The organism is Aquitalea aquatilis (assembly GCF_005155025.1).
Lineage (GTDB): Bacteria > Pseudomonadota > Gammaproteobacteria > Burkholderiales > Chromobacteriaceae > Aquitalea > Aquitalea aquatilis.
The window spans coordinates 2,361,945-2,384,938 of record NZ_CP039731.1 but is presented as its reverse complement, the minus strand read 5'-3'; the positions used below and the strand labels follow the sequence as shown (position 1 = coordinate 2,384,938).

Here is a 22,994-nt window from a genome sequence, read left to right as displayed (position 1 = left end):
AGACGATCGTTACGACAAAGGAGGATGCAATGAACGAGGACGTACTCAAGAAAGTACAGTCCAACCCGAAGTTCAAAGAGCTTGTTCAAAAGAAGACAAGCCTGGGTTGGCAGCTCAGCATCGCAATGCTGGTCATTTACTATGGCTTCATTATGATTCTGGCATTTTCACCGTCTACGCTGGGCGCACCGCTGGCTCCCGGCATGACCATGACTGTAGGCATCCCGGTCGGGATTCTGATCATTCTCTCCGCCTTCGTGCTGACCGGCCTGTACGTGCGCAAAGCCAATGGCGAGTTTGACCAGCTCAACCGCGAGATCGTCGAGGAGGCACAAAAATGAAAAAATGCACTGGCTCTCTCGCTCTGGCAGCATTGTCGCTTTTCCCGGTACTCGCCTTTGCTTCCGGCGCCATCGAAGGTGATGTGAAGCAACAGGCAACCAACTGGCACGCCATCATCATGTTCGTGGTATTCGTAGCCTTCACCATGGGCATCACCTATTGGGCAGCCCGTCGCACCCGCTCCGCCTCGGACTTCTACACGGCCGGTGGCGGCATCAGCGGTTTCCAGAATGGACTGGCCATTGCCGGTGACTACATGTCGGCAGCGTCCTTTCTGGGTATTTCCGCCATGGTGTTCGACAAGGGCTACGATGGCCTGATCTACTCCATGGGCTTTCTGGTGGGCTGGCCGGTCATTCTGTTCCTGGTAGCAGAACGCCTGCGCAACCTGGGCAAATACACCTTTGCCGACGTGGCCTCCTACCGCCTGCAACAAACACCGGTACGCATGTTTGCCGCCACCTCCACCCTGGTCGTGGTCGCCATGTACCTGATCGCGCAAATGGTGGGTGCCGGCAAGCTGATCCAGCTGTTGTTCGGCCTGAACTACTCCTCTGCCGTGGTCATGGTAGGCATCCTGATGGTGTGCTACGTGCTGTTTGGCGGCATGCTGGCTACCACCTGGGTACAGATCATCAAGGCCGTACTGCTGCTGTGTGGTGCGTCGTTCATGGCCTTCATGGTGCTGTCCACCGTAGGCTTCAGCCCTGAGCTGATGTTCGAGAAAGCAGTCGCCGCACACGCCAAGCACGCCGCCATCATGGCACCGGGCAAAACCGACCCGATTGATGCTATTTCCTTGGGTATGGCGCTGATGTTTGGTACTGCAGGCCTGCCGCACATCCTGATGCGCTTCTTCACCGTGTCTGATGCCAAGGAAGCCCGCAAGTCGGTGTTCTACGCAACCGGCTTCATTGGCTACTTCTACATCCTGACCTTCATCATCGGCTTTGGCGCAATCATGCTGGTACTGAACCAGCCGGGCATGATGGAAACCATCACCAAGGATGGCAAGCAGATCACCCAGCTGGTTGGCGGTAGCAATATGGCTGCCATTCACCTGGCCAATGCCGTTGGCGGTGACATGTTCCTCGGCTTCATCTCTGCCGTGGCCTTCGCCACCATCCTGGCCGTTGTGGCAGGTCTGGCCCTCTCCGGTGCCTCTGCTGTCTCGCACGACCTGTACGCCTCCGTCATCATGAAGGGCAAGGCCAACGAGGCTGACGAAATCCGCGTATCCAAGATCACCACCGTGGCACTGGGTGTCATCGCCATCGTGCTGGGCCTGGTGTTCGAGAAGCAAAACATCGCCTTCATGGTGGGTCTGGCCTTCTCCATCGCGGCTTCCGCCAACTTCCCGGTCTTGTTCCTGTCGATGTTCTGGAAGGGCCTGACGACCCGTGGCGCGGTGATTGGCGGCTTCATTGGCCTGGCTACTGCCGTGGTACTGATCGTCCTCGGACCGGCAGTATGGGTTGATGTGATGAAGCACAAGGCTGCCCTGTTCCCGTACAAGAACCCGGCCATCTTCTCCATCACCCTGGCTTTCGTCAGCACCTGGCTGTTCTCGGTAACTGACAAATCCAAATCGGCTGCAGAAGAAAAAGCCAAGTTCGATGCGCAGTTTGTCCGCTCCATGACCGGTATCGGCGCAACCGGCGCTTCCAAGCACTAATCGTTTCACCTGGGGCCGCATCCTGCGGGATGCGGCTACAGCACAACAAGACTTACAAGGAGAAGGTAATGTCCACTCTCGAATCCATTCTGAAGGAAACCCGTAGTTTTCCGCCGTCCGACGACTTCCGCCACAAGGCGACCGTGTCGGGCATGGAGGCCTACAACGCACTGTGCGAGCAGGCCGACGACAGCTACCTGTCCTTCTGGGGTGATCTGGCCCGCGAGCTGATTACCTGGAAAAAACCGTTTTCCCGGGTTCTGGATGACAGCAATGCCCCCTTCTTCAAGTGGTTTGACGATGGTGTGCTGAACGTTTCCTATAACTGCCTCGACCGTCACCTGCCGCTGAATGCCAACAAGATCGCCCTGATCTTTGAAGCAGATGATGGCGAAGTCACCCGTGTTACCTATTCCGAACTGCACCGCCGTGTCTGCCAGTTTGCCAATGGCCTGAAGAGCCTGGGCATTGCCAAGGGCGACCGTGTAGTCATCTATATGCCGATGGTGATTGAAGCCATCGTTGCCATGCAGGCTTGTGCCCGTATCGGTGCCATTCACTCGGTGGTATTCGGCGGTTTCTCTGCCGGTGCCGTACGTGACCGTGTTCAGGACGCCGGAGCCAAGCTGGTGATTACCGCCAATGAAGGCCTGCGTGGTGGCAAGACCGTTCCCCTGAAGGCCACCGTTGACGAAGCAATGGCACTGGAAGGCTGCGAATCGGTACAGAACGTAGTGGTTTACCAGCGCACCAATGGCGGCGCACAGTGGACCGAAGGCCGCGATATCTGGTGGCACAAGCTGGTGGAAGGCCAGGCCGAAGCCTGCGAACCGGAATGGATGCTGGCGGACGATCCGCTGTTCATTCTGTACACCTCCGGCTCCACCGGCAAACCGAAGGGTATCCAGCACAGCAGCGCCGGCTATCTGCTGGGTGCCATCAACAGCTTCCGCTGGGCTTTCGACTACAAACCGAATGATGTGTACTGGTGCACGGCCGATGTGGGCTGGATCACCGGTCACTCCTATATCTGCTACGGCCCGCTGGGCATCGGTGCCACCCAGGTGGTATTCGAAGGGGTGCCGACCTACCCGGATGCCGGTCGTTTCTGGCGCATGATCGAGCAGCACAAGGTCAGCATCTTCTATACCGCCCCTACAGCCATCCGTTCGCTGATCAAGCTGGGCAACGACCTGCCCAAGCAATACGACCTGTCCAGCCTGCGCCTTCTGGGCACGGTGGGCGAGCCGATCAACCCGGAAGCCTGGATGTGGTATTACGAAGTGGTCGGTGGTGGCCGCTGCCCTATCGTGGATACCTGGTGGCAGACCGAAACCGGTTCGGCCATGATTGCGCCGATTCCGGGTGCGGTACCGACCAAACCGGGCTCTTGCACCCTGCCGCTGCCGGGCATCGTTGCCGACATCGTGGACGAATCCGGTGCCCAGGTGGAACCGGGCCGTGGTGGTTTCCTGGTAATCAAGAAGCCTTTCCCATCCCTGGTGCGCACCATCTGGAACGACCCGGACCGCTTCAAGAAAACCTACTTCCCGGACGAATTCAACGGCCAGTACTACCTGGCGGGTGACTCGGCCAACCGCGACGAAAACGGCTACTTCTGGATCATGGGCCGCATCGACGACGTGCTGAACGTATCCGGCCACCGTCTGGGCACCATGGAAATCGAATCGGCGCTGGTAGCCAATCCGCTGGTGGCTGAAGCCGCCGTGGTTGGCAAGCCGCACGAGGTGAAGGGTGAAGCCGTGGTGGCCTTCGTGGTACTGAAGGGTGCCCGTCCGGAGGGTGATGACGCCAAGAAGATTGCTGCCGAGCTGAAAAACTGGGTTGCCCATGAAATCGGCAAGATCGCCCAGCCGGATGACATCCGCTTTGGCGAAAACCTGCCCAAGACCCGCTCCGGCAAGATCATGCGCCGCCTGCTGCGCTCGATCGCCAAGGGCGAAGAAATCACCCAGGACGTTTCCACACTGGAAAACCCGCAGATTCTCAGCCAACTGCAGAATCCGCTGTAAATCAATTCAGGAGCACACTGACCTTGCGCCCGGTGATTTCACCGGGCTTTTTTTTGTCTGCACGACAGCAGTCAGCTTGTCCTACGCCCCCGGTGCAATACCGGGCGCAATACCGCTCAATACAGATAAATACCCTGCGGCTGCGGCGCCGTGACCGGCATCGGCTGCCCCTGCATCTCGCGCACGGCCAGTTCGATGGTGTGGCACAGCGCGGCCAGCGGCAGATCATTGCCCTCGCGGCCAAATGGTTCTTCCAGCTCCTCGCCAATCACTTCCAGTGCCAGATAGGTATAAGCGATGAACACCGCTATCGGCGGTGTCAGCCAGCCTATGCTGCTGACCAGGCCCAACGGCAACAACAAGCTATAGATGGTGACCGTGCGGTTCAGCAAAACCCGGTAGGTGTAGGGAATGGGCGTGCTGCCGATACGTTCGCAACCACCCAGCACTTCCGACATGGTATTCAGCTTTTGATCGAGCGCCTGCCATTGCCATTCGCTGATGACACCCTCGGCTTGCAGTTGCAGGATCAGCTGGCCCAGCCGACGCAGAATGATGCCCGGCCGGAAGCGCGCGCCATTCACCTCATCCAGCAGATCAGCCGGCAGCAGACGTGGCATGTGATCACACCCCTCCTCTTCGCGCAGCTGTGCCTTCAAGGCATAGGCAAAAGCACAAATCAGGTCCAGCACCTGTGCCACCTGCGGATGCTCAGGCGCGGCAGCCAGCAGCTGGCGGGTAATCGAACGATTCACCACCAGCAGGCCCCCCCACAGCTTACGTGCCTCCCAGAAGCGCTCGTAGCTGACCGAGTTGCGAAAACCCAGGAAAATCGCCAGCGATACCCCCAGCAGGGTAAAGGTGGGAATGCTTAATGCCGAATCACCATGGCTGCTCAGCCACCAATGCCGCGCAGCAGTCGCTAGCAGCGAAATCAGAAAGACAAGCAGCAAGCGTGACAGAATGCGCGGCAACACCGAGCCATTCCACACGAACAGCAAACGAAACCAGGACACTGGAGAGCGGACAATCATGGGCAAATATCAATCAGGACCAGAGATCTGGGCATGATAAAACATCACCGTTTTTGTTGCAGTGCAAAATAACAGCATTCCAGCTTGCACCACGCCGGCCATGATCTACAGTGGACTGATGGAATCCATGTCCCCTACCCTGCTGGCCCTGACTCTGGGCCTGCTGTTGCATATCGGCGCGGCGCAAGCGGTCGCCATCACCATCGCCTGCGAAGACAATCTGCCGCCGTTTTCCAGCGGCCCCAGCGGGCAGGAGCACGGCATCGTGGTAGAGATCATCCGCCAGATCACCAAGGATCTCGGCCTGAGCGATGCCATCCACCTGTTTCCCTGGAGCCGGGTCTATGCCATGGGCCAAAACCAGCCCAACACCCTGGTCTGCGCCATGGCGCGCACGCCGGAACGGGAAAACCTGTTTCAGTGGGTGGGCGAGGTGATCCACTCGCCACCGGTATTACTGATGCTGGCCGACAATCGCCAGCACCTGCCCAATGACGGCCGGCTGGACGACTACCGTCGCTACACCATCGGCGTGCTGCACGGTTCCTATCAGGAAAAATATCTGCTGGCACATGGCTTTACCGCCCTGGAGCCGTTTGCCTCCTATACCCAGGGTTACCAGATGCTGCGCGCCGGGCGGATTGATCTGTGGGCCGCCAATCAGCTGACCGCCTTTTCCACGGTGCGCCAATTACAGGACGATCCTGGCCGCCTGCTGCAAACCGCTTTTGTGTTCCGCGAGCTGCCACAGGGCATGTCCATGGCCTTCAGCCTCGGCACACCACGCGCCACGGTAGATGCCTTCCGCAAGGCGCTGGACGCCATCAAGCACGATGGTCGCTATCAGAAGATCCTCAACCAGAACAGTTAGGCTGCTCATGGCGCACTGCCCCTGCTGCAAGCTGCGCGACGGGCGGATTTCCCCAATACCGGCCAGCCACTGCACTCACTATATTAAGGCTGCCATCTCGGCCCAGCCCTCACCGGAGCCTTACCATGCCAACCCCCTTTCCGGCCGACTGGCAGGCCCTGCTCCAGCACGAACCCTTTACCGCCATGACCGAGGACCAGCTCGCACAGCTGGCCGGGCAGGCGCGCCGCCAGCACTATCCGCGTGGAGCCAGCCTCACCAGCCCGCAAGCCGGCCCCGCCAGCCAGCTGTTCATCGTGCTGGAAGGCCAGGTGCTGGCCGAAGACATCTACAGCGGCCAGGCCTTTGCCCTGCTGGGGCAGGGTGAAATGTTTCCACTGGGTGCCCTGCTGGCGCAGCGGCCGGTCACCAATCACTACCGCGCCGACAGCGACTGCATGGTGCTGCAGCTGCCACAGGCGGCCTTTGTGACACTGTGCCAGCAGTCGGCCGCCTTCCAGCTGTTCTGCACCCAGCGGCTGGCCAACCTGCTGTCGCGCGCCCGCCAATTACACCCGGCCGCGCTGGGCGGACAGGGGCTTAGCCTGCACACTCCGCTTGCCGCGGTGATCCAGCGTCCGGCAGTCTGCTGCCGCCCGGAAACCACGCTGCGCCCCTTGCTGCAACTGATGCAGCAAGAAGGGGTGGGCTCGGTCGTCATCACCAGCCCCGAGCAGCGCCTGCTGGGCCTGTTCACCCTGCGCGACCTGCTGGACGCCCATCTGGCCGGCCACGGTGACGACACCCCGGTACAGCAGCTGATGCGCCAGCCCGCCTGCCTGCTGCCGCCCAGCGCCCTGGCCAGCGAAGCCATGCTGGCTCTGGCCCAGAGCGGCGAACGCCATGTCATGGTATGTGAAGGCATGACGCTGGTAGGCATCGTGTCCGAGCACGATCTATACCGCCTGTCGCGGCTGGACATGAAGGAAATGCTGCAACGCCTGAGCCGCTGCGACAGCACGGCGGCCCTGTCCGGCGTGGCAGCCACCTTCCGTCGTCAGGTACTGGCATTGTTTCAGCAGGGCATGGATGCCAATGCCACCACCCGTCTGCTCAGCCTGTTCAATGACCAGTTGCTGACCCGGCTATGCCAGCTGCACCTGAGCGGAGCCGGGCTGGAGGAAGTGGAAATCTGCTGGCTGCAACTGGGCAGCAGCGGTCGCCAGGAAAACACCCTGACCTCGGATCAGGACAGCGCACTGGTTTTCCGCTGCAACGATGCCTTGCGCCAGCAACAACTGGCCCAACACCTGCCGGCCATCGCCCAGCGCATCGGCTCGGCCCTCAGCGCCTGCGGCATTCCGCTGTGCCGCAACGGATTGATGGCGGGCAATCCCAGTCATTGTCTGTCCTACGCCGACTGGAGCGACACGGTGATTCAGCAGTTGCAAAGTGCACCGCAGGATGCCGGGCATATCGGCCTGTATCTGGACCTGCGCCCGGCCTGGGGTCAGCACAAGCTGGGGCTGGAGTTGGCCGGACAATTACGCCAGGCAGCCACTCAGCCAGCGGTACTGAGTGCACTCAGCCGCAGCGCCCGCCGCTATCAGCCGCCACTGGGCTGGAGCGGACGCCTGCAAACCGACCAGGATGAACAACTGGACCTGAAAGCCGCCGTCGACTTCTTCGTCGACGCCGCCCGCATTCTGGCCTTGCACGCCGGCTCGGCCGCCAGCCGTACCAGCGAACGCTTTGCTGCCGCCGCCAGTTTGCCCGGTCTGTCCACCAGCGCCTGCCAGTCTTTTGCCGACAGTGCGCAATTCCTGCAGGAGCTGCGGCTGCGCCACCAACTGGCCTGCCAAGAGGCGGCAGCGCGGCTGGACAATATGATCCGTCCGGCCGAACTGGGTGCACTGGATGCACGCATCCTGAAAGAAACCCTGCGTCAGGCACGCAAGCTGCAAGCCTGGCTGGCCCAATATATTCCTTAAGCCATCAGGCAGCGCCGCCCCGCCCTCATGGCAGCAAGGTTGTGGTCCGGGCGGGAAACCCGGATAATTTTGCGGTTTTGCTTTCTGGATTATCCGGCCATGAATTTTGGGCTCTATCTGCCGCTGCTTGCCGGGCTGGCATTCTGCAATCAATGCCGCCGCCCCGATGACAGCCAGGCGGCTGCGCTGGCGCTGCCAGCCGCCATCGCCATGGGGCTGGCCACAGCCATCATGCTGCTGCTCGGCGGCGGCCTGCTGGCGCTGGCAGACAGCGCACGCCTCGATCTACCCTTGCCCTTGTCCGCCATCCTGTCGCAAGCCGCCAGCGCCCTGCTGCTGACGGGCGCACTACCGCGCCTTGCCGCTGGCGAAGCCGTCCAGCTTGGGCTGCGCTGGCCCATGCTGCTGCTGAACAGTCTGGTGGCCGGCCTGCCCTTGTCTTGCTTGCCATCCACCAGCAGCCCGCTGGCATCCCTGCTCACCGGTTTGCTGAGCGCAGCCCTGTTCACCTTGCTGCTGGCCCAGTTCGCCACGCTGCCACCACGCCTGCAACGCTGCGCCCTGCCCGTATGGCTGCGCGGCCGGCCTGCCCTGCTGCTGTGTGCCCTCATCATCGCGCTGGCCTTGCATGGCCTTGGAGCCCGCCTGTCATGACCCTTGTTCTCCGTTTGCTGCTGCTCTTGCTGGCCATCTGGCTGCTGGGAAAAATCCTGCGCAGCAGCGCACAAAAATTGCGCCCTGCTGCCGCCAGCCTGCCACCGCTGGCTGAGCGCATCGATGCCCTGCTGCCGCAAACCCAGTGCGGCCAGTGCGGTCACGCCGGCTGTCAGCCTTACGCTCAGGCGCTGGCGCGCGGTGAAGACAGCATCAATCGCTGCCCGCCCGGCGGAGAGGATGGCATACGCAAGCTGGCCACGCTGCTGCAAGTCGACTACCTGTCCTTTGCCGCCGATGCCCCAGCACAAAAGCCCAAGGCGGTAGCACTGATCGATGAAGCCACCTGTATCGGCTGTACCCTGTGCATTCAGGCCTGTCCGGTGGATGCCATCCTCGGCTCTGCCAAGCAGATGCATACCGTGCTGGCTGATGAGTGCACCGGCTGTGAATTGTGCCTTGCCCCCTGTCCGGTGGACTGCATCAGCATGCGCCCGGCCACCAGCCTGCCAGCCGACTGGCGCTGGGCTTACCCGGTCATCGCCATCAAGGCCATCAAGCCAGGTAGCAGCACATGAGCCGCCAGACCATCCTGCCGGTGTACACCGCCGCCAGCAGCCAGCCATTGGCCACCCTGCCGCTGCCGGCCCAGCTAAACCTGTGGCTGCAAGGCAGTCGCTGCTGTGTCGAAGTGGGCCAGCGCGTACTGAAGCACCAGTTGCTGGCCCAGGCCGACAATGAGTTCGGCGTGGCCGTCCATGCCCCCACCTCCGGCCATATCCGTGCCATCGGCCCGCAGCCGCAGGCACTACCCGGTGCGCCACGGCTGGATGGCCTGCAACTGCAGCCAGACGGGCTGGACGAAGCGCTGCCACTGCAAGCCGATACCAGCTGGCCAGCCCTGTCACCACTGGCGCTGGCCATCCGGTTGCAAGACATGGGTGTCATGGGCCAGCACGGCCCGCTGCTGCCGCTGGGCTGGGCAGCAGCCGCGCCGCCGCTGGCACTGCTCATCATCAATGCGGCGGAAAACGAGCCTTTTCTGCAGGCCGACAGCATGCTGTTGCGCGAACAGGCCGCCGCCGTAGCCGACGCCATGACCATGCTGGGGCGCATACTGCAGCCGGCACGGCTGGTGCTGGCCGTCCAGCACGAACAGGGAGCCGCCATCAATGCCCTGCGCAGCCTGGCCCACAACCAAACCTGGCAGCTGGAGGTAATACAAGCCCCCTACCCGGCTGGTGATGACGCACCACTGCTGCGCTCGCTGGCGCGGCCGGAAGAAAGCGGCAACAGCCTGTGCCTGCCAGTAGCCGGCGTATATGCGGCCGGACGGGCCATCCTGCATGGCGAGCCATGTATCAGCCGCATCGTCACCGTCAGCGGCACCGTCAGCGGCACCGTCAAGCAGCCCCAAAACATCCTCGCCCTGCTCGGCAGCCCGGTCGCCGATCTACTGGCCTGCGCCGGCCTGCCGACACAGCGCCATGCCATCGTCCATGGCGGTGGACTGCGTGGCTTTGGCTTGGCGGATACGTCGATTGGCATACACCAGCACAGCAATTGCCTGCTGGCCCTACCCGCTCAGTCTGAGCTGATTGCCCAGCCCTGCATCCGCTGTGGCGATTGCGCCAGCATCTGCCCCAGCCAGTTGCAAGCGCAGGAGCTGTATTGGCATTGCAGCCAGCAACAGCTGGAACAAGCACAACACTGGCGGCTGGCTGACTGCAGCCAGTGCGGCCTGTGCAGCGCAGTTTGCCCCAGCCAGCTGCCCTTGCTCGACACCTTCCGCCAGGCCAGCCAGCAACTGCTGGCAGCAGAGCAGCAACAGACCGCCGCCGACGCAGCCCGCCAGCGCCATCGCTTCCGCCAGTTCCGCCTGGAGCGCGACAAGCAGGAAAAAGCGCAGCGGCTGGCCGAACGCGCGGCACAACAAGCCGCCAAATTGGCGCAACAAGCAGCGACCGCCCCAAGCCAGAACACCACGCCAACAGCAAGCAATGCTGACAAGCAGGCGGCCATCGCCGCCGCCATGGCCCGCGCGGCGCAGCGGCAGCGTCCGGATACCGCACCGTCCGTCAGCAACAGTGAGCGTGATGCCGCCATTGCGGCCAACCGTCAGGCAACCATCGACGCAGCCATGGCGCGCGCCGCCGCCCGCAAGGCGGCACAGGATGCAGCCAAGGCCGCAGCGGCGGAAACATCCGCCGACAACAGTGAGCAACCTGGGCTGAACCAGCAACAGCACGCGCTGATTCAGGCCGCCATGCAACGGGCCAATGCGCAGAAGTCTGCAGCAGCTACCAATAGCCCGGCAGCCATGGACGAAGACAAGAAGGCGCTGATTGCCGCCGCCATGGCTCGCGCCGCCGCCCAGAAAGCCGCACGCGATGCCGGAGAGCAGGAAAAATGATGAGCCCCCCATTAATACGACTCGCCCCCACCCTGGCAGGCCGCAACCACCAGCAACTGCTGGCGCTGCTGCCGGCACTGGCCATCCAGTTCTGGCAACTGGGGCCGCAGGCCTTGCTGGCACTCGTGCTGGCCACGGCCAGCGCCCTGCTAGCCGACAGCGTAGGCCTGGCCTTGCGCCGACAGGCCGTATGGCCGGCCTTGCGCCAGGGTGAAGCACTGCTGTCGGCAGTGCTGCTCACCCTGCTGCTGCCCGTCACCACACTGCCGCTGCTGTGCATATCTACTTGCGCTGCCATCCTGCTGCTACGCCAGCTGTTTGGTGGCACTGGCGGCAGCCTGTTCCATCCGGTGGCCGGCGGCTTGCTGCTGGCCGCGCCCTGGCTGCCCGCCAGCCTGCCCCATGCCAACCTCCCGCTGTCGCTGGCCTTGCTGGCCGGTGGCCTGTGGCTGCTCTGGCGCGGCCTGCTGCGGTGGCAAGCGCCGCTGGGACTGTTGCTGGTGGTGTTGATTGCCCTGCCGGTGGGCAGCGGCTGGCTGCTGGGTCAGAGTGCGCTGTGGCTACTAGCCGGCTGGGTGATGAGCGATGGCAGCTGCACCCCCATCACCTCGCGTGGCCGGCTGATCTATGGCCAGGCTGCCGGCATGCTGTGCATCAGCGTTGTCACCCTGACCAGCCACCCGGATGCTGCGGTGACGCTGGCGGCCAGCCTGCTGCTGCTCAGTGCCAGCGCCCCCTTGCTGGACAGCATGACCCTGTCGCCGGGCCGCCGCACGTAGAAACCGCAGCACATGCGAGCCGGCAGCGGCCTGCGTTACAATGGCGCAGGCTGCAAGCACCGGCAATACAGCCTGTCCGCAGCCGTCACCCCCGTACCGAACCAGCCCCAAGCCGACATGCCATGAACGCCACCAAGCGCTACGAGATTTTCCGCCGCCTGCGCGAGCACACTCCCAAGCCGACCACCGAGCTGGAATATCGCACGCCCTTCGAGTTGCTGATTGCGGTGTTACTGTCAGCCCAGGCGACCGATGTCAGCGTCAACAAGGCCACCCGCCCGCTGTATGCCGTGGCCAATACCCCGGCCGCCATGCTGGCGCTGGGTGAAGAGACAGTCTCCGATTACATCAAGACCATCGGTCTGTTCCGCACCAAGGCCAGAAACGTCATTGCCACCTGTCGCCTGCTGCTGGAAAAACACGGCGGCGAGGTACCGGATGACAGGGCGGCACTGGAAGCGCTGCCCGGCGTGGGCCGCAAAACCGCCAATGTGGTGCTGAACACCGCCTTTGGCCACCCCACCATCGCCGTGGATACCCATATTTTCCGGGTAGCCAACCGCACCCGGCTGGCCCCCGGCAAGGATGTGCGCGAGGTGGAAGACAAGCTGCTGAAGTACGTGCCGGCCGAATTCAGGGTCGATGCCCACCACTGGCTGATCCTGCATGGCCGCTATGTCTGCAAGGCCCGCAAACCGGACTGCCAGCACTGCGTGATTGTCGATCTCTGCGAATATCCGGCAAAACCGGTATGATTGAACACAATCTGTGCCTGATGACAATTCAGGCTGGATGACCTGGAAATACAGCGGATCGCCCCTATATCCGTCTGAAAGCCTCCCCGAAAGGATAACTCTGTGACTCCGTATCTTCGCACCATTGTCGGCGCCCTTCTGGCTGCGTCGTTGCTCTCGGGTTGCGACAAGATCGAAAGCCTGTTCCACAAGCAGAACCAGCCGGCTCCGGTCGCGGTTCCTGCCCAGTCGGACGGTCGCGTCGCCATGTTGCTGCCTGACTTCACCCAACTGGTCGAACGCGACGGGCCGGCCGTGGTGAACATTCAGGCCAATCGCACCGATGCGGCGCCACAGCAAAGTGAAATGCCCTTCCCGGTGCCGGAAGACGATCCGCTATTCGACTTCTTCAAACGCTTCATCCCCAACCAGCCCAATCAGCAAGATCAGACGCCGGAAGAAAGCATCTCTTTCGGTTCCGGCTTCATCATCAGCGATGACGGCTTCATCATGACCAACGCCCACGTGGTGAATGGCGGCAGCCAGATCAAGGTCATGCTGACCGACAAGCGCGAGCTGAAAGCCCGCCTGGTCGGCCTGGACAAGCGTACCGACGTGGCACTGCTGAAAGTGGATGCTTCCAGCCTGCCGGTGGTCAAGGTGGGTAGCCCGTCCCAGCTCAAGGTCGGGGAATGGGTGGCGGCCATCGGCGCGCCCTTCGGCTTTGAAAACACCGTCACCGCTGGCATTGTCTCGGCCAAGGGCCGTAGCCTGCCGGATGAAAACTACGTGCCCTTCATCCAGACCGATGTCGCCATCAATCCGGGCAACTCCGGTGGCCCACTGTTCAACCTGAAGGGTGAAGTGGTCGGCATCAATTCGCAGATCTACAGCCGCTCCGGTGGTTTCATGGGGATTTCCTTCGCCATTCCAATCGACCTGGCCATGAATGTGGCCGAGCAGATCAAGGCCAAGGGCAAAGTCAGCCGTGGCCAGTTGGGCATCAATATCCAGGAAGTGTCGCAGGAGCTGGCGCAATCCTTCGGCCTGCCACGCCCCAGTGGTGCGCTGGTGGTGCGCGTCGATCCGCAAGGCCCGGCGGGCAAGGCTGGCCTGCAGACCGGGGATATCATCCTCAAGCTGGATGACCGTGCCATCGAAAGCTCCAAGGATCTGCCAATGATGGTGGGTTCGCTGCAGCCCGGTGCCAAGGTCAAGCTGTCGGTATGGCGCAAGGGTGAGGAGAAAACCATTCAGGCCACGCTGGGCGAACTGGCAGCGGAAGTCACACCGCAGGCCAAACAGCAAGATGAAGCTGCGCCGCAGAACTTCCAGTTTGGCAAGCTGGGCCTGACCGTCACCGAACTGACCGCCAAGCAGCGCAGCGAGCTGGGGCTGAACGGCGGCCTGCTGGTGCAGAAGGCACAGGGCGCGGCAGCCCGCTCCGGCTTGCTGCATGGCGATATCATCATGGGCCTGAACCAGAATGAAATCACCACGGTGAAGAGCTTTGAAAAGGCGCTGGCCAGTGCCCGTGGCAATATCGCCCTGCTGGTACGCCGCCAGGACAGTACATTGTTTGTACCACTACGCCTGGATTGATGTACGCGACAAGCCGCCGCAAGGCGGCTTTTTTGCGTCCGCCATCCAGCGCAACCATCATCTGCCAAGGAGAAAGAGCATGAGTTTTCTGACAACCGATCTGTGCGATGCCAACGAAGGCCATGTCCGCGTGGTGGAACCGCTATTCCAGCGCTATGGCAATCATCAGCGTTTTTATGGCCAGATCGTCACCCTCAAACTGTTTGAAGACAACACCCTGGTCCGGGAAACCCTGGCGCAGGATGGCCATGGCAAGGTACTGGTGGTGGATGGTGGCGGCTCGCTGCGCTGCGCCTTGCTGGGGGACCAGATCGGCGACCTGGCAGTGGCCAATCACTGGGATGGCGTGGTGATCTACGGCTGCATCCGCGATTCGGTCGCGCTCAACCAGCTGCCGCTGGGCATTCGCGCGCTGAATACCCACCCGCTCAAATCGGTAAAACGTGGCGAAGGCCAGCGCGACCTGGCGGTGACCTTTGGTGGCGTCACCTTCGTGCCGGGCGAATGGCTGTATGCCGATGAAGATGGCGTGATCGTGTCGGCCACGCCGCTGCTGTAAACACAGCGACGCAGCCGTGCTCAGTCGCGGCTGCGCGCATGTACCGGCAAGGCTGCTTGCTGTTGCGGCTCGCCCCAGCTGATATGGTCCTGCCACCAGATATGGAATTCCGGCACCAGCAGTTCCGGCATGTCCAGCGAAGCGGCCGTGAGGTCGATATCGTCCGGATCAGATTCGTGCTGATAGCTGAGCGTGGCTCCGCAATGTGGGCAAAACCCGCGCATGGCGGCAGCGGAAGAATGGTAGAACAGCGGCTTCTCTCCCAGCCACTCCAGCTCGATCAGCCGGATGGTGAACCAGGTGACAAAAGCCGCACCGCTGGCCTTGCGACAACTGACGCAGTGGCAGTGGGTCACATGAAAAGGCTGACCATGCACCCGGTAATGCACGGCACCACACAGACAGCCTCCATGCAGAATGCTGCTCATGTCATGCTCCTGTCGTGGCAAACGAACCAGCCGGCCGGGCTGGTGCGGCAACTCATTCAGAAACTATAGACAGTTATAAACAACCATGCAAAGCATGGCCGGTGGCGGGTGGCTGAGTCAGTCGATGGCCATGAAAAAAGCGATGCCGCAGCATCGCTTTCGCCAGGTTTGCCTGCTTGTCTGGTACTCAGGCCGGCTGGGTCGGGGTCTTGCTGTCCAGCGCCGTCATCTGGTTGCGCTCGTCCACGAACACCAGCTTGGGCTGGTGATTGGCCAGCTCGGCATCTTCGTACTGGGCAAAAGAGGCGATGATCAGCAGGTCGCCCGGGGCGGCGCGGCGCGCAGCCGAGCCATTCACCGAAATCACACCGGAGCCACGCTCGGCCTTGATGGCATAAGTGGCAAAACGTTCGCCATTATTGACGTTCCAGATCTGTACTTCTTCGTATTCGCGAATATCCGCTGCTTCCAGCAGGTTTTCGTCGATGGCGCAGGAGCCGATGTAATGCAGTTCGGCATGGGTGGTGGTAACACGATGAAGCTTGGACTTGAGCATGATGCGCTGCATGGTACGGTCTTTCCTGGCCCGGCTTAGCGGGACACTTCCACATTATCGATCAAACGGGTACGGCCCAGGCGGGCGGCAGCCAGTACCACCAGGCGCTTTTCGCCGGCATGGGCCACTTCCAGGGTATCGGCCTGGCGTACTTCGACATAATCCACCACCCAGCCAGCCTGCTGCAGATCGGCACTGGCATGGGCTTCCAGCGCGGCGTAATCGCTATCGCCGGCCAGCAGGGCGGCACGCATGGCAGACAGATTGCGGTACAGGCGCGGGGCTTCGGCACGTTCTTCTGCGGTCAGATAGCCATTACGCGAGGACAAGGCCAGGCCGTCTTCGGCACGGCCGGTATCCACCGGAATGACTGCCACCGGAATATTCAGGTCGTCGACCATGGCCTTGATCACATGCAGCTGCTGGAAGTCCTTCTTGCCGAAGCAGGCCACATCAGGCTGCACAATATTGAAGAGCTTGCTCACCACGGTGGCCACACCACGGAAATGACCGGGGCGGAAAGCGCCGCACAGCTCGTCCTGAATATGCGGCGGCTCGACATTGAAATCCTGCTTCACACGCGGGTAAAGCTCGGCTTCGGTGGGAAAGAACAGCGCATCCACCCCGGCCGCCTCAAGCTTGGCGCAGTCGGATTCAAAGGTGCGCGGATAAGCGTCGAAATCTTCGCCCTGACCAAATTGCAGGCGATTGACAAAAATGCTGACCACCACCTTGTCGGCGTGCTGGTGCGCCGCCTCAACCAGAGCCAGATGGCCCTCGTGCAGATTGCCCATGGTGGGTATAAAAGCCAGCTTGCCGGCCTGGCCACGCCATGCACGCATGGCTGCCACGCTGCGGATGATTTCCATTTCCTTACCCTTTTGGCTTAGAAGGTGTGCTCGGCAGCGGGGAAGCTGCCGGCCTTGACTGCCTTGACATAGGCTTCGACCGCACCCTGGATGCTGCCTGCCTCATTCATGAAATTCTTGACGAAGCGGGCTTTCTTGCCCGGATAGACGCCGAGGATGTCGTGCAATACCAGTACCTGGCCGCTGACCTCGGCACCGGCACCAATGCCGATGGTGGGTACAGCAACCGTTTCGGTGACGCGGCGGGCCAGATCGGCCGGCACACATTCCATCAACACCAGGCTGGCACCGGCGTCGGCCAGTTGGCGGGCGTCATCCAGCAGGCGTTCGGCGTCGCTCTCGCTCTTGCCCTGCACCCGGTAGCCGCCAAAGGTGTTGACGAACTGCGGGGTGAGGCCGATGTGCGAACAGACCGGAATGCCGCGCTCCACCAGAAAACGGGTGGTTTCCGCCATGAAACGGCCACCTTCCAGCTTCACCATGTGCGCACCGGCCTGCATCAGGCGGGCGGCATTGGCGAAGGCCTGCTGCGGGCTTTCCTGATAGCTGCCGAAAGGCAGGTCGCTCAGCACCATGGCATCGCCGGCGCCGGCGGCGACACAGCGGGTGTGGTAAACCATTTCTTCCATGGTTACCGGCAGCGTGGAATCGCGGTTCTGGATCACCATGCCCAGTGAATCACCCACCAGCAGAATCTCCACACCCGCCTGATCAAGGAGGGTGGAAAAGCTTGCGTCATAGCTGGTGAGCATGACGATCTTCTGGCCTTCAGCGGCCATCTTCTGCAGGGTGTTGACGGTAATTTTCATACCTGTACTTCCTCGGTGTGGTCGGGAAATGCAAGGCGTCACTTGTATTCAGACGCTCTTGTTGAAATAGCTGCGCTGTCCGCGCATCTCGCTGATGCAGCGCAACAATAGCTCGAAATCCTCGTTACCATCAACCAGCTCGAGGTGGTCGGTATTGACGATGAGCAAGGGGGCTGCTTCGTATTGATGGAAGAACTCGCTGTAAGCGGCGTGCACGCGCTTCAGGTAGCCTTCCGGGAAGTTCTGTTCCAGTTCGCTGGCACGGGCGGCACTACGATCCAGCAAGACCTGCTCGGAGGCTTGCAGGTAAATCACCAGGTCAGGTACCGGGTATTGCGGCAACAATTGCTGCGCCAGGCGCTGATACAGCGCCAGTTCCTGCTCGTCCAGATTCACCCGGGCAAACAGGGCGTCTTTTTCGAACAGGAAATCCGACACCACCGGGCTGGCCAGGCTATCGCCCAGCAACATGCCACGTGCCATGTCGGCGCGCTGCATCAGAAAAGTCAGCTGGGTGGCCAGACCATGCGAGGCCACATTGCGGTAAAAACGCGGCAGGAAAGGATTTGATGCCGGGTCTTCCGCCAGCAATTGCACGCCCCAGTAGGCCGCCAGACGGCGCGCCAGCGCCGATTTGCCGGAACCGATCGGCCCTTCCACCACCACATAGCGCAAATGACTCTGACTCATGCTTGTCTCCTTGGCTGAGCAGACGACTCCAGCCGCACCACGCCGGCACAATCCAGTGCAGCAGCAATGTCGGCGGCCAGACCGTGTTCCCCCACCTGCTGGCCGGGGGCAATTTCCGCCAACGGTACCATGACAAAGGCCCGCTGGTGCATGCGCGGATGCGGCAACAGCAGTTGCGGGTCGTCCAGTACGGTGTCCTGATACAACAAAACGTCCAGATCCAGCAACCGCGGTGCGTTGCGGAAGCTGCGTTCGCGGCCGAAACCGGCCTCGATCTGCATCAGCGCATCCAGTAGCTGATAAGGCGTCAGCGCGGTTTCCAGCAGGGCAACGGCATTGATGAAGTCGGGCTGGTCGAGATAACCCACCGGCGTGGTGAGGTAGAGCGAGGAATGGCTGAGCAGCTGGCTGCCGTCAAGAGCGGCAAGGGCCGCGAGCGCGGCCCTGATCTGGTCAGCCGGTTGCTCCAGGTTACTTCCCAGAGCGACGTAGGCTAGGCTCACGCGGCCTCTCCCCCTCCGCCGGCCTGATCGGTACGGCGACGGCCGGATGGACGACGGCGACGGCGTTTTTTCGCCGGTTCTTCCTCACCGCTGTTCTTGGCGTCATTGATCAGCGCTTCACGCTCGGCCTGATCGCCACGCTGGAAGGCTTCCCACCACTCCACCAGGCTCAGCGGCAGCTCGCCGGCTTCGGCACGCAGAGCCATGAAGTCGAAGGCGGCTCGGAAACGCGGCTGTTCGAGGAAGCGGTAAGGACGCGCACCACTGCGGCTGTCGAAACGGGCCTGCAGTGTCCAGATTTCACGCATGGTCACGCTGAAACGGCGCGGAATGGCAAAATCGTTGTCCTGCTCGTTTTCCACATCAGAAATGGCCAGTTGCAAGGCGGGCAAGGGCTTTTCACCGGCGGCGATATGCTGCTGCCAGTGCTGGTTCACCTGTTGCCACAGCAAGGTGGCCAACAGGAAACCGACCGATACCGGCTTGTCGGCACGAATGCGCGCATCAGTGCTTTGCAGCCCCAGTTGCAGGAACAAGTCGTCGCCGTCCTCACCCATCACGGCATCCAGCAGCGGGAAGACACCGCGCGACAAGCCTTCGTCGCGCAATTTCTTCAGGCAGGCGTAGGCATGGCCGGACATCAGCAGCTTGAGCATTTCGTCAAACAGGCGCGCCGGCGGCTCCTTGCGCAGCAGATGGGCGTGGGCGCGAATCGGCTTGCGGGTGTCGTCGTCGATCTCGAAACCCAGCTTGGCCGCCAGGCGTACCGCGCGCAGCATGCGCACCGGATCTTCCTGATAGCGGCGTGCCGGCTGGCCTATCATCACCAGTCTCTTCGCCTTCAGGTCCTTGACCCCGTGGTGGTAGTCGATGATGGATTCGTCAGAAGGATCGAAGAACAGCGCATTGACGGTGAAGTCACGGCGATGTGCGTCCTCTTCCTGGCTACCGAAAGTATTGTCGGCCATGATGCGGCCAGACTCATTCTGATCATCGATGCCACCGCCACGGAAGGTGGTGACCTCGATGGTTTCCGGCCCCACCATCACGTGCACGATGCGGAAGCGACGGCCAATGATGCGCGAGCGGCGGAACAGATGATGCACCTGTTCCGGCGTGGCATTGGTGGCGACGTCAAAATCTTTGGGAGAAACATCCAGCAACAGGTCGCGCACGGCTCCCCCTACCACAAAGGCAGAGAAACCGGCTTCCTGTAAGCGGGAAGTCACCTTGAGCGCAGCATTGCTGAGCTGATCGCGGCGTACGCCATGCTGGGACAGCGGAATCACGCGTGGTTTGCTACGGCGTTTGCCCATGCCTGACGGCAGCTCCAATACTTTACGGATAAGCTTGCGGATCATTTAGAGGAATAAGGACGTGGAATGAAGGGATTCGCAAGAAAGGAATTCAAGCGGCAGATTATAGCCTGAATCTTCTGACAAGATACACCGCCATGGCCCATTTAATCGCGATGACCATGGCCAGACCCACGCCGCCGCGATTGCCCGCCGTGCGCAGCCGGCCTAGAATCGCACACCATTGCCGCCATTTCTGTGTGAAGACACCACGTGATTCCCTTACTCGCCCTGGATATCCAGACCCTGCCCGATGTCGCCGGCATCCGTACCCTGTATCAGCTGGATGCGCAAATCAGCGATGCCGATGTCGTCTACTTTGCCCTGCAGCGCAGCCGGGCCAGCCGGGCGGATGAATTCATGCCCTACCACCTGCATCGCGTGGTCGCGGTCAATGCCGTGCTGCATAGCCGGCAGGAAGTGGCGCTGCACCAGTCGGCAGCCGGACAGGACGAAGCGGCCATGCTGCAAGCGCTGGCGGCACTGCTGAATGAACATATGCCGCAAATTGTCAGCTGGCAGGGTTCCCAGTTGCTGTTGCCGGTATTGCGCCACCGGGCCATGTTGCACAATGTGGCGTTTCCTGGCGGCCCCACAGGCCTGTTCGGCCAGACGCTGGAGCTGAGCCGCCTGCTGTGCCAGGGCGCACAGCCCGGCTGTGTGCCGCAGCAGGAAATGGCCGGCCTGTGCGGCCTGCCGCGCATTGCCGATTACGATGCGCCGCAATCCTGGGCTGCCGCAGCGGCAGGACAGTTGCCCGGTCTGCTGGAGAGCAGCGCGCAGCGCGCTGCCTGCCATTACCTGATGTGGCTGCGCCTGGCCGCGCTGCAAGGGCAGATTTCTGCACTCACTCGCAGCCAGCATGAACAAAAACTGGCACAACTGCTGAGCCAAACCGGCGGACACTGGCAGGAATTTCTGCAACAGTGGCCCGCACACAACAGGGCTTGACAGGCTATCTGGTCAGGAATAATCTTTTCTCATGCGCCGATTTGATACAGCTTGCTGGGCGCACTATAAATGCCAGCTAAAGCGTGAGTCGGATAACCCGCTGCGCTCTTCTGGCCGGCGGGTTTTTCTTTTTCCGTCATAGTGCGCTCGCTATGCGACATCGGGCATGTTGTTTGTTGTAAGCAGTTCTGGTTTTACCGTCTCCGGCCAAGGCCGGAGCACAGGCGCCGAGTTAATCGACAACTTGCAGGGCGCCCAAAAATCCTGCTAAAGCGTCGCCTGACGGAGAGTCGGGCACGCAACAGCGCTCACTCATACCCGATGGAGTTTCACCATGTACGATTGCCTGCAAGATAGCTGTAGCGACTTTTCCTTTGCCGTATACGATGCCGTGGGAAGAAAACGCCCCTTACAAGGCAGCCTGACTGCCACCCCCCTGTGCGCCGACACTACCCTGCCGCTGCAAGCACTGATCGACTTCGCCAGCCAGCTTGGCTATGACAGCCAGCTGGACAACCGGCTGCTGACCATTCATGACGTGGGCCTGATGGACGCACTCACCATCAATAACCGTTTTGGCAAGGAGCTGATCATCAGCTGTGACCTGCGCCGCGAGACGCCGGTACGCTTCTGAGCGTGTCGTGTTGCCGCCGCCCAAGCACCGCATTGCGCGCCCGTGCTGTTGCGCGGCGTCGCCATTGGGCAAGACAGGGTAGCCGGGCGCTCCTTATAATGGAGCGCTTGCCCACCCCGCCGAATTGACGCACCGCCATGTTGCAGCAACTGAAAAGCGCCCCTCCCGGTGCCATCAGCACCGAAGCCCGCCAGATCAGCCGCCTCGCCCTGCCGATGATGATTGCCCAGATCGCCCAGGTCGCCACCGGCTTTGTCGATACCGTGATGGCTGGCCGGGTCAGCACCGATGATCTGGCTGCCGTATCACTGGGTGCCAGCATTTTCATTACCGTGTATGTCACGCTGATGGGGGTGGTGACCGCGCTCAATCCGGTACTGTCCCACCAACTGGGTGCAGGCCAGACCGATCAGCTAGGCGAAACCGGCAGACAAGGCATCTGGTTCGGCCTGTTCGTCGGCCTGCTCGGTGCGGCTGCCATGCTGTTGGCCGAGCATCCCTTGCGGCTGTGGCTGCAATTGCCCACCGATGTGGAAGACAAGGTGATGCTGTTCATCACCGGCGCTGCTGTCGGCATGCCGGCTGCCATGATGCACCGCGCCCTGCACGCCTATGCTTCCAGCCTGAACCGGCCACGCGTCATCATGGTAGTGAGCCTTATTGCCCTGGCACTGAACGTTCCGCTCAATTACGCCCTGATCCACGGCCTGTTCGGCCTGCCGCGCCTGGGGGGTGCCGGCTGCGGCTGGGCCACCGGCATCGTGTTCTGGTTCAACTGCCTCACCCTGTTTGCCTATATCTGCTGGCACCGCCATTTCCGCCCCTACGGCCTGACCCGCCAGATGAGCTGGCCGGACTGGAAGCGCTATGGCGCATTTCTCAAGCTGGGCCTACCCATCGGCCTGTCCTTCTTTGTGGAAGTGAGCCTGTTTTCCTTTATCGCCCTGCTGATTGCCAAGCTGGGCATGACGGTGGTGGCCAGCCATCAATCGGTGCTGAACTTCTCCAGCATCATTTACATGCTGCCGCAAAGCATCTCCACCGCCCTTACCGTGCGCGTGGGCCAGCGGGCCGGTGCCGGCGATTATCATGGCGCCCGTTTCGTGGCCGGCGTGGGCCTGCTGGTGGGGCTGGCCACCGCCGTGGGCACCATGTTGCTGGTGCTGTGGCTGCGCCAGGACATCATGGCGGTTTACTCGCCCGACCCGCAGGTGATCGCCATGGGCTCGGCCCTGCTGCTGTTCGCTGCGGTATTCCAGCTGACCGATGCCGCCCAGACCATCGCCTCCGGCGCGCTGCGCGGCTACAAACTGACCACAGTGCCGATGATCATTCACATCACCGCCTTCTGGGGTATCGGGCTGGGCTTGGGCATCACGCTGGGACTAACCGACTGGCTGGTCGCCCCCATGGGTATCTACGGCTTCTGGCTGGCACTGGTATTCAGCCTGAGCATCGCAGCCCTGCTCTTGGTCAGCTATCTGGCGCGCGAGAGTCGCCGCCGCCTGCACCGTCAAACCCCATAAGAAAGCT

Annotated in this window: 23 protein-coding genes; 15 read left to right on the top strand and 8 right to left on the bottom strand. The window is 61.7% G+C overall.

Annotated elements, in window-relative coordinates; translation table 11 throughout:
• Positions 1-29: 29 nt before the first annotated feature.
• From FAZ30_RS11195 to acs, 3 genes are all read left to right on the top strand, one after another.
• On the top strand, positions 30-341 hold the full coding sequence (locus FAZ30_RS11195; RefSeq protein WP_124643517.1) for a DUF485 domain-containing protein: 312 nt from the start codon (positions 30-32) through the stop codon (positions 339-341).
• On the top strand, positions 338-2,017 hold the full coding sequence (locus tag FAZ30_RS11190) for a cation acetate symporter (RefSeq protein ID WP_124643518.1): 1,680 nt from the start codon (positions 338-340) through the stop codon (positions 2,015-2,017). The genes FAZ30_RS11195 and FAZ30_RS11190 overlap by 4 nt, the downstream gene beginning before the upstream one ends.
• A gap of 68 nt (positions 2,018-2,085) precedes the next feature.
• A complete protein-coding gene (gene acs, locus FAZ30_RS11185; RefSeq protein ID WP_124643519.1) occupies positions 2,086-4,050 on the top strand; it encodes an acetate--CoA ligase in 1,965 nt (654 codons plus the stop codon).
• A 116-nt stretch (positions 4,051-4,166) separates the two neighbouring features.
• Here acs and FAZ30_RS11180 read toward each other — a convergent pair whose 3' ends face one another.
• On the bottom strand, positions 4,167-5,084 hold the full coding sequence (locus tag FAZ30_RS11180; RefSeq protein ID WP_124643520.1) for a bestrophin family protein: 918 nt from the start codon (positions 5,082-5,084) through the stop codon (positions 4,167-4,169).
• 127 nt (positions 5,085-5,211) lie between these two features.
• On the opposite strand from FAZ30_RS11180, the gene FAZ30_RS11175 reads away from it, so the two are divergent.
• The 9 genes from FAZ30_RS11175 to rraA all read left to right on the top strand — a co-directional run bounded on the left by FAZ30_RS11175 (position 5,212) and on the right by rraA (position 14,666).
• The gene (locus FAZ30_RS11175) at positions 5,212-5,955 is read left to right on the top strand and encodes a substrate-binding periplasmic protein (protein WP_168190826.1); all 744 of its coding nucleotides are present in this window, start codon (positions 5,212-5,214) and stop codon (positions 5,953-5,955) included.
• Positions 5,956-6,080: 125 nt separating this feature from the next.
• Positions 6,081-7,925, top strand: coding sequence for a DUF294 nucleotidyltransferase-like domain-containing protein (locus FAZ30_RS11170; protein ID WP_137009428.1), 1,845 nt, complete (start codon positions 6,081-6,083; stop codon positions 7,923-7,925).
• Positions 7,926-8,024: 99 nt separating this feature from the next.
• Positions 8,025-8,579 carry an Rnf-Nqr domain containing protein gene (locus FAZ30_RS11165; protein WP_168190825.1) on the top strand — a complete coding sequence of 185 codons (555 nt, stop codon included), beginning with the start codon at positions 8,025-8,027 and terminating at the stop codon, positions 8,577-8,579.
• Complete coding sequence (gene rsxB, locus FAZ30_RS11160) at positions 8,576-9,157, top strand: electron transport complex subunit RsxB (protein WP_137009426.1); 582 nt, start codon at positions 8,576-8,578, stop codon at positions 9,155-9,157. The genes FAZ30_RS11165 and rsxB overlap by 4 nt, the downstream gene beginning before the upstream one ends.
• Positions 9,154-10,992, top strand: a complete 1,839-nt coding sequence (rsxC, locus tag FAZ30_RS11155; RefSeq protein WP_137009425.1) for an electron transport complex subunit RsxC — start codon at positions 9,154-9,156, stop codon at positions 10,990-10,992. The genes rsxB and rsxC overlap by 4 nt, the downstream gene beginning before the upstream one ends.
• The gene (locus FAZ30_RS11150; protein WP_137009424.1) at positions 10,989-11,771 is read left to right on the top strand and encodes an RnfABCDGE type electron transport complex subunit D; all 783 of its coding nucleotides are present in this window, start codon (positions 10,989-10,991) and stop codon (positions 11,769-11,771) included. Before rsxC ends, FAZ30_RS11150 begins: the two co-directional genes overlap by 4 nt.
• 122 nt (positions 11,772-11,893) lie before the next feature.
• Positions 11,894-12,526: an endonuclease III gene (gene nth, locus FAZ30_RS11145; protein ID WP_124643527.1), complete on the top strand. Its 633-nt coding sequence runs from the start codon at positions 11,894-11,896 to the stop codon at positions 12,524-12,526.
• A 102-nt stretch (positions 12,527-12,628) separates the two neighbouring features.
• On the top strand, positions 12,629-14,107 hold the full coding sequence (locus FAZ30_RS11140) for a DegQ family serine endoprotease (protein ID WP_124643528.1): 1,479 nt from the start codon (positions 12,629-12,631) through the stop codon (positions 14,105-14,107).
• A gap of 79 nt (positions 14,108-14,186) precedes the next feature.
• Complete coding sequence (rraA, locus tag FAZ30_RS11135) at positions 14,187-14,666, top strand: ribonuclease E activity regulator RraA (RefSeq protein WP_124643529.1); 480 nt, start codon at positions 14,187-14,189, stop codon at positions 14,664-14,666.
• Positions 14,667-14,686: 20 nt separating this feature from the next.
• Here rraA and FAZ30_RS11130 read toward each other — a convergent pair whose 3' ends face one another.
• The 7 genes from FAZ30_RS11130 to pcnB form a co-directional block, all read right to left on the bottom strand.
• Positions 14,687-15,094 (bottom strand): GFA family protein, encoded by a 408-nt coding sequence (locus FAZ30_RS11130; RefSeq protein ID WP_246043350.1) that lies wholly within the window; start codon positions 15,092-15,094, stop codon positions 14,687-14,689.
• Between the two features lie 187 nt (positions 15,095-15,281).
• Positions 15,282-15,662, bottom strand: a complete 381-nt coding sequence (panD, locus tag FAZ30_RS11125) for an aspartate 1-decarboxylase (protein WP_124643530.1) — start codon at positions 15,660-15,662, stop codon at positions 15,282-15,284.
• Positions 15,663-15,685: 23 nt separating this feature from the next.
• The gene (gene panC / locus FAZ30_RS11120) at positions 15,686-16,519 is read right to left on the bottom strand and encodes a pantoate--beta-alanine ligase (protein WP_137009423.1); all 834 of its coding nucleotides are present in this window, start codon (positions 16,517-16,519) and stop codon (positions 15,686-15,688) included.
• Positions 16,520-16,536: 17 nt separating this feature from the next.
• Positions 16,537-17,328, bottom strand: coding sequence for a 3-methyl-2-oxobutanoate hydroxymethyltransferase (gene panB / locus FAZ30_RS11115; protein WP_137009422.1), 792 nt, complete (start codon positions 17,326-17,328; stop codon positions 16,537-16,539).
• A 48-nt stretch (positions 17,329-17,376) separates the two neighbouring features.
• Positions 17,377-18,018 carry a deoxynucleoside kinase gene (locus FAZ30_RS11110; RefSeq protein ID WP_137009421.1) on the bottom strand — a complete coding sequence of 214 codons (642 nt, stop codon included), beginning with the start codon at positions 18,016-18,018 and terminating at the stop codon, positions 17,377-17,379.
• Entirely contained in the window at positions 18,015-18,521 is a 507-nt protein-coding gene (gene folK, locus FAZ30_RS11105; RefSeq protein WP_137009420.1) for a 2-amino-4-hydroxy-6-hydroxymethyldihydropteridine diphosphokinase, read from the bottom strand. The genes FAZ30_RS11110 and folK overlap by 4 nt, the downstream gene beginning before the upstream one ends.
• A complete protein-coding gene (gene pcnB, locus FAZ30_RS11100) occupies positions 18,518-19,882 on the bottom strand; it encodes a polynucleotide adenylyltransferase PcnB (RefSeq protein WP_124643535.1) in 1,365 nt (454 codons plus the stop codon). Before pcnB ends, folK begins: the two co-directional genes overlap by 4 nt.
• Positions 19,883-20,089: 207 nt before the next feature.
• Here pcnB and FAZ30_RS11095 point away from each other — a divergent pair, with 207 nt between their 5' ends.
• The 3 genes from FAZ30_RS11095 (at position 20,090) to FAZ30_RS11085 (ending at position 22,987) form a co-directional block, all read left to right on the top strand.
• Positions 20,090-20,827 carry a hypothetical protein gene (locus tag FAZ30_RS11095; protein WP_124643536.1) on the top strand — a complete coding sequence of 246 codons (738 nt, stop codon included), beginning with the start codon at positions 20,090-20,092 and terminating at the stop codon, positions 20,825-20,827.
• A 334-nt stretch (positions 20,828-21,161) separates the two neighbouring features.
• Positions 21,162-21,461, top strand: a complete 300-nt coding sequence (locus tag FAZ30_RS11090) for a hypothetical protein (protein ID WP_124643537.1) — start codon at positions 21,162-21,164, stop codon at positions 21,459-21,461.
• Between the two features lie 137 nt (positions 21,462-21,598).
• On the top strand, positions 21,599-22,987 hold the full coding sequence (locus FAZ30_RS11085) for an MATE family efflux transporter (protein WP_137009419.1): 1,389 nt from the start codon (positions 21,599-21,601) through the stop codon (positions 22,985-22,987).
• The last annotated feature ends 7 nt before the right edge of the window (positions 22,988-22,994 follow it).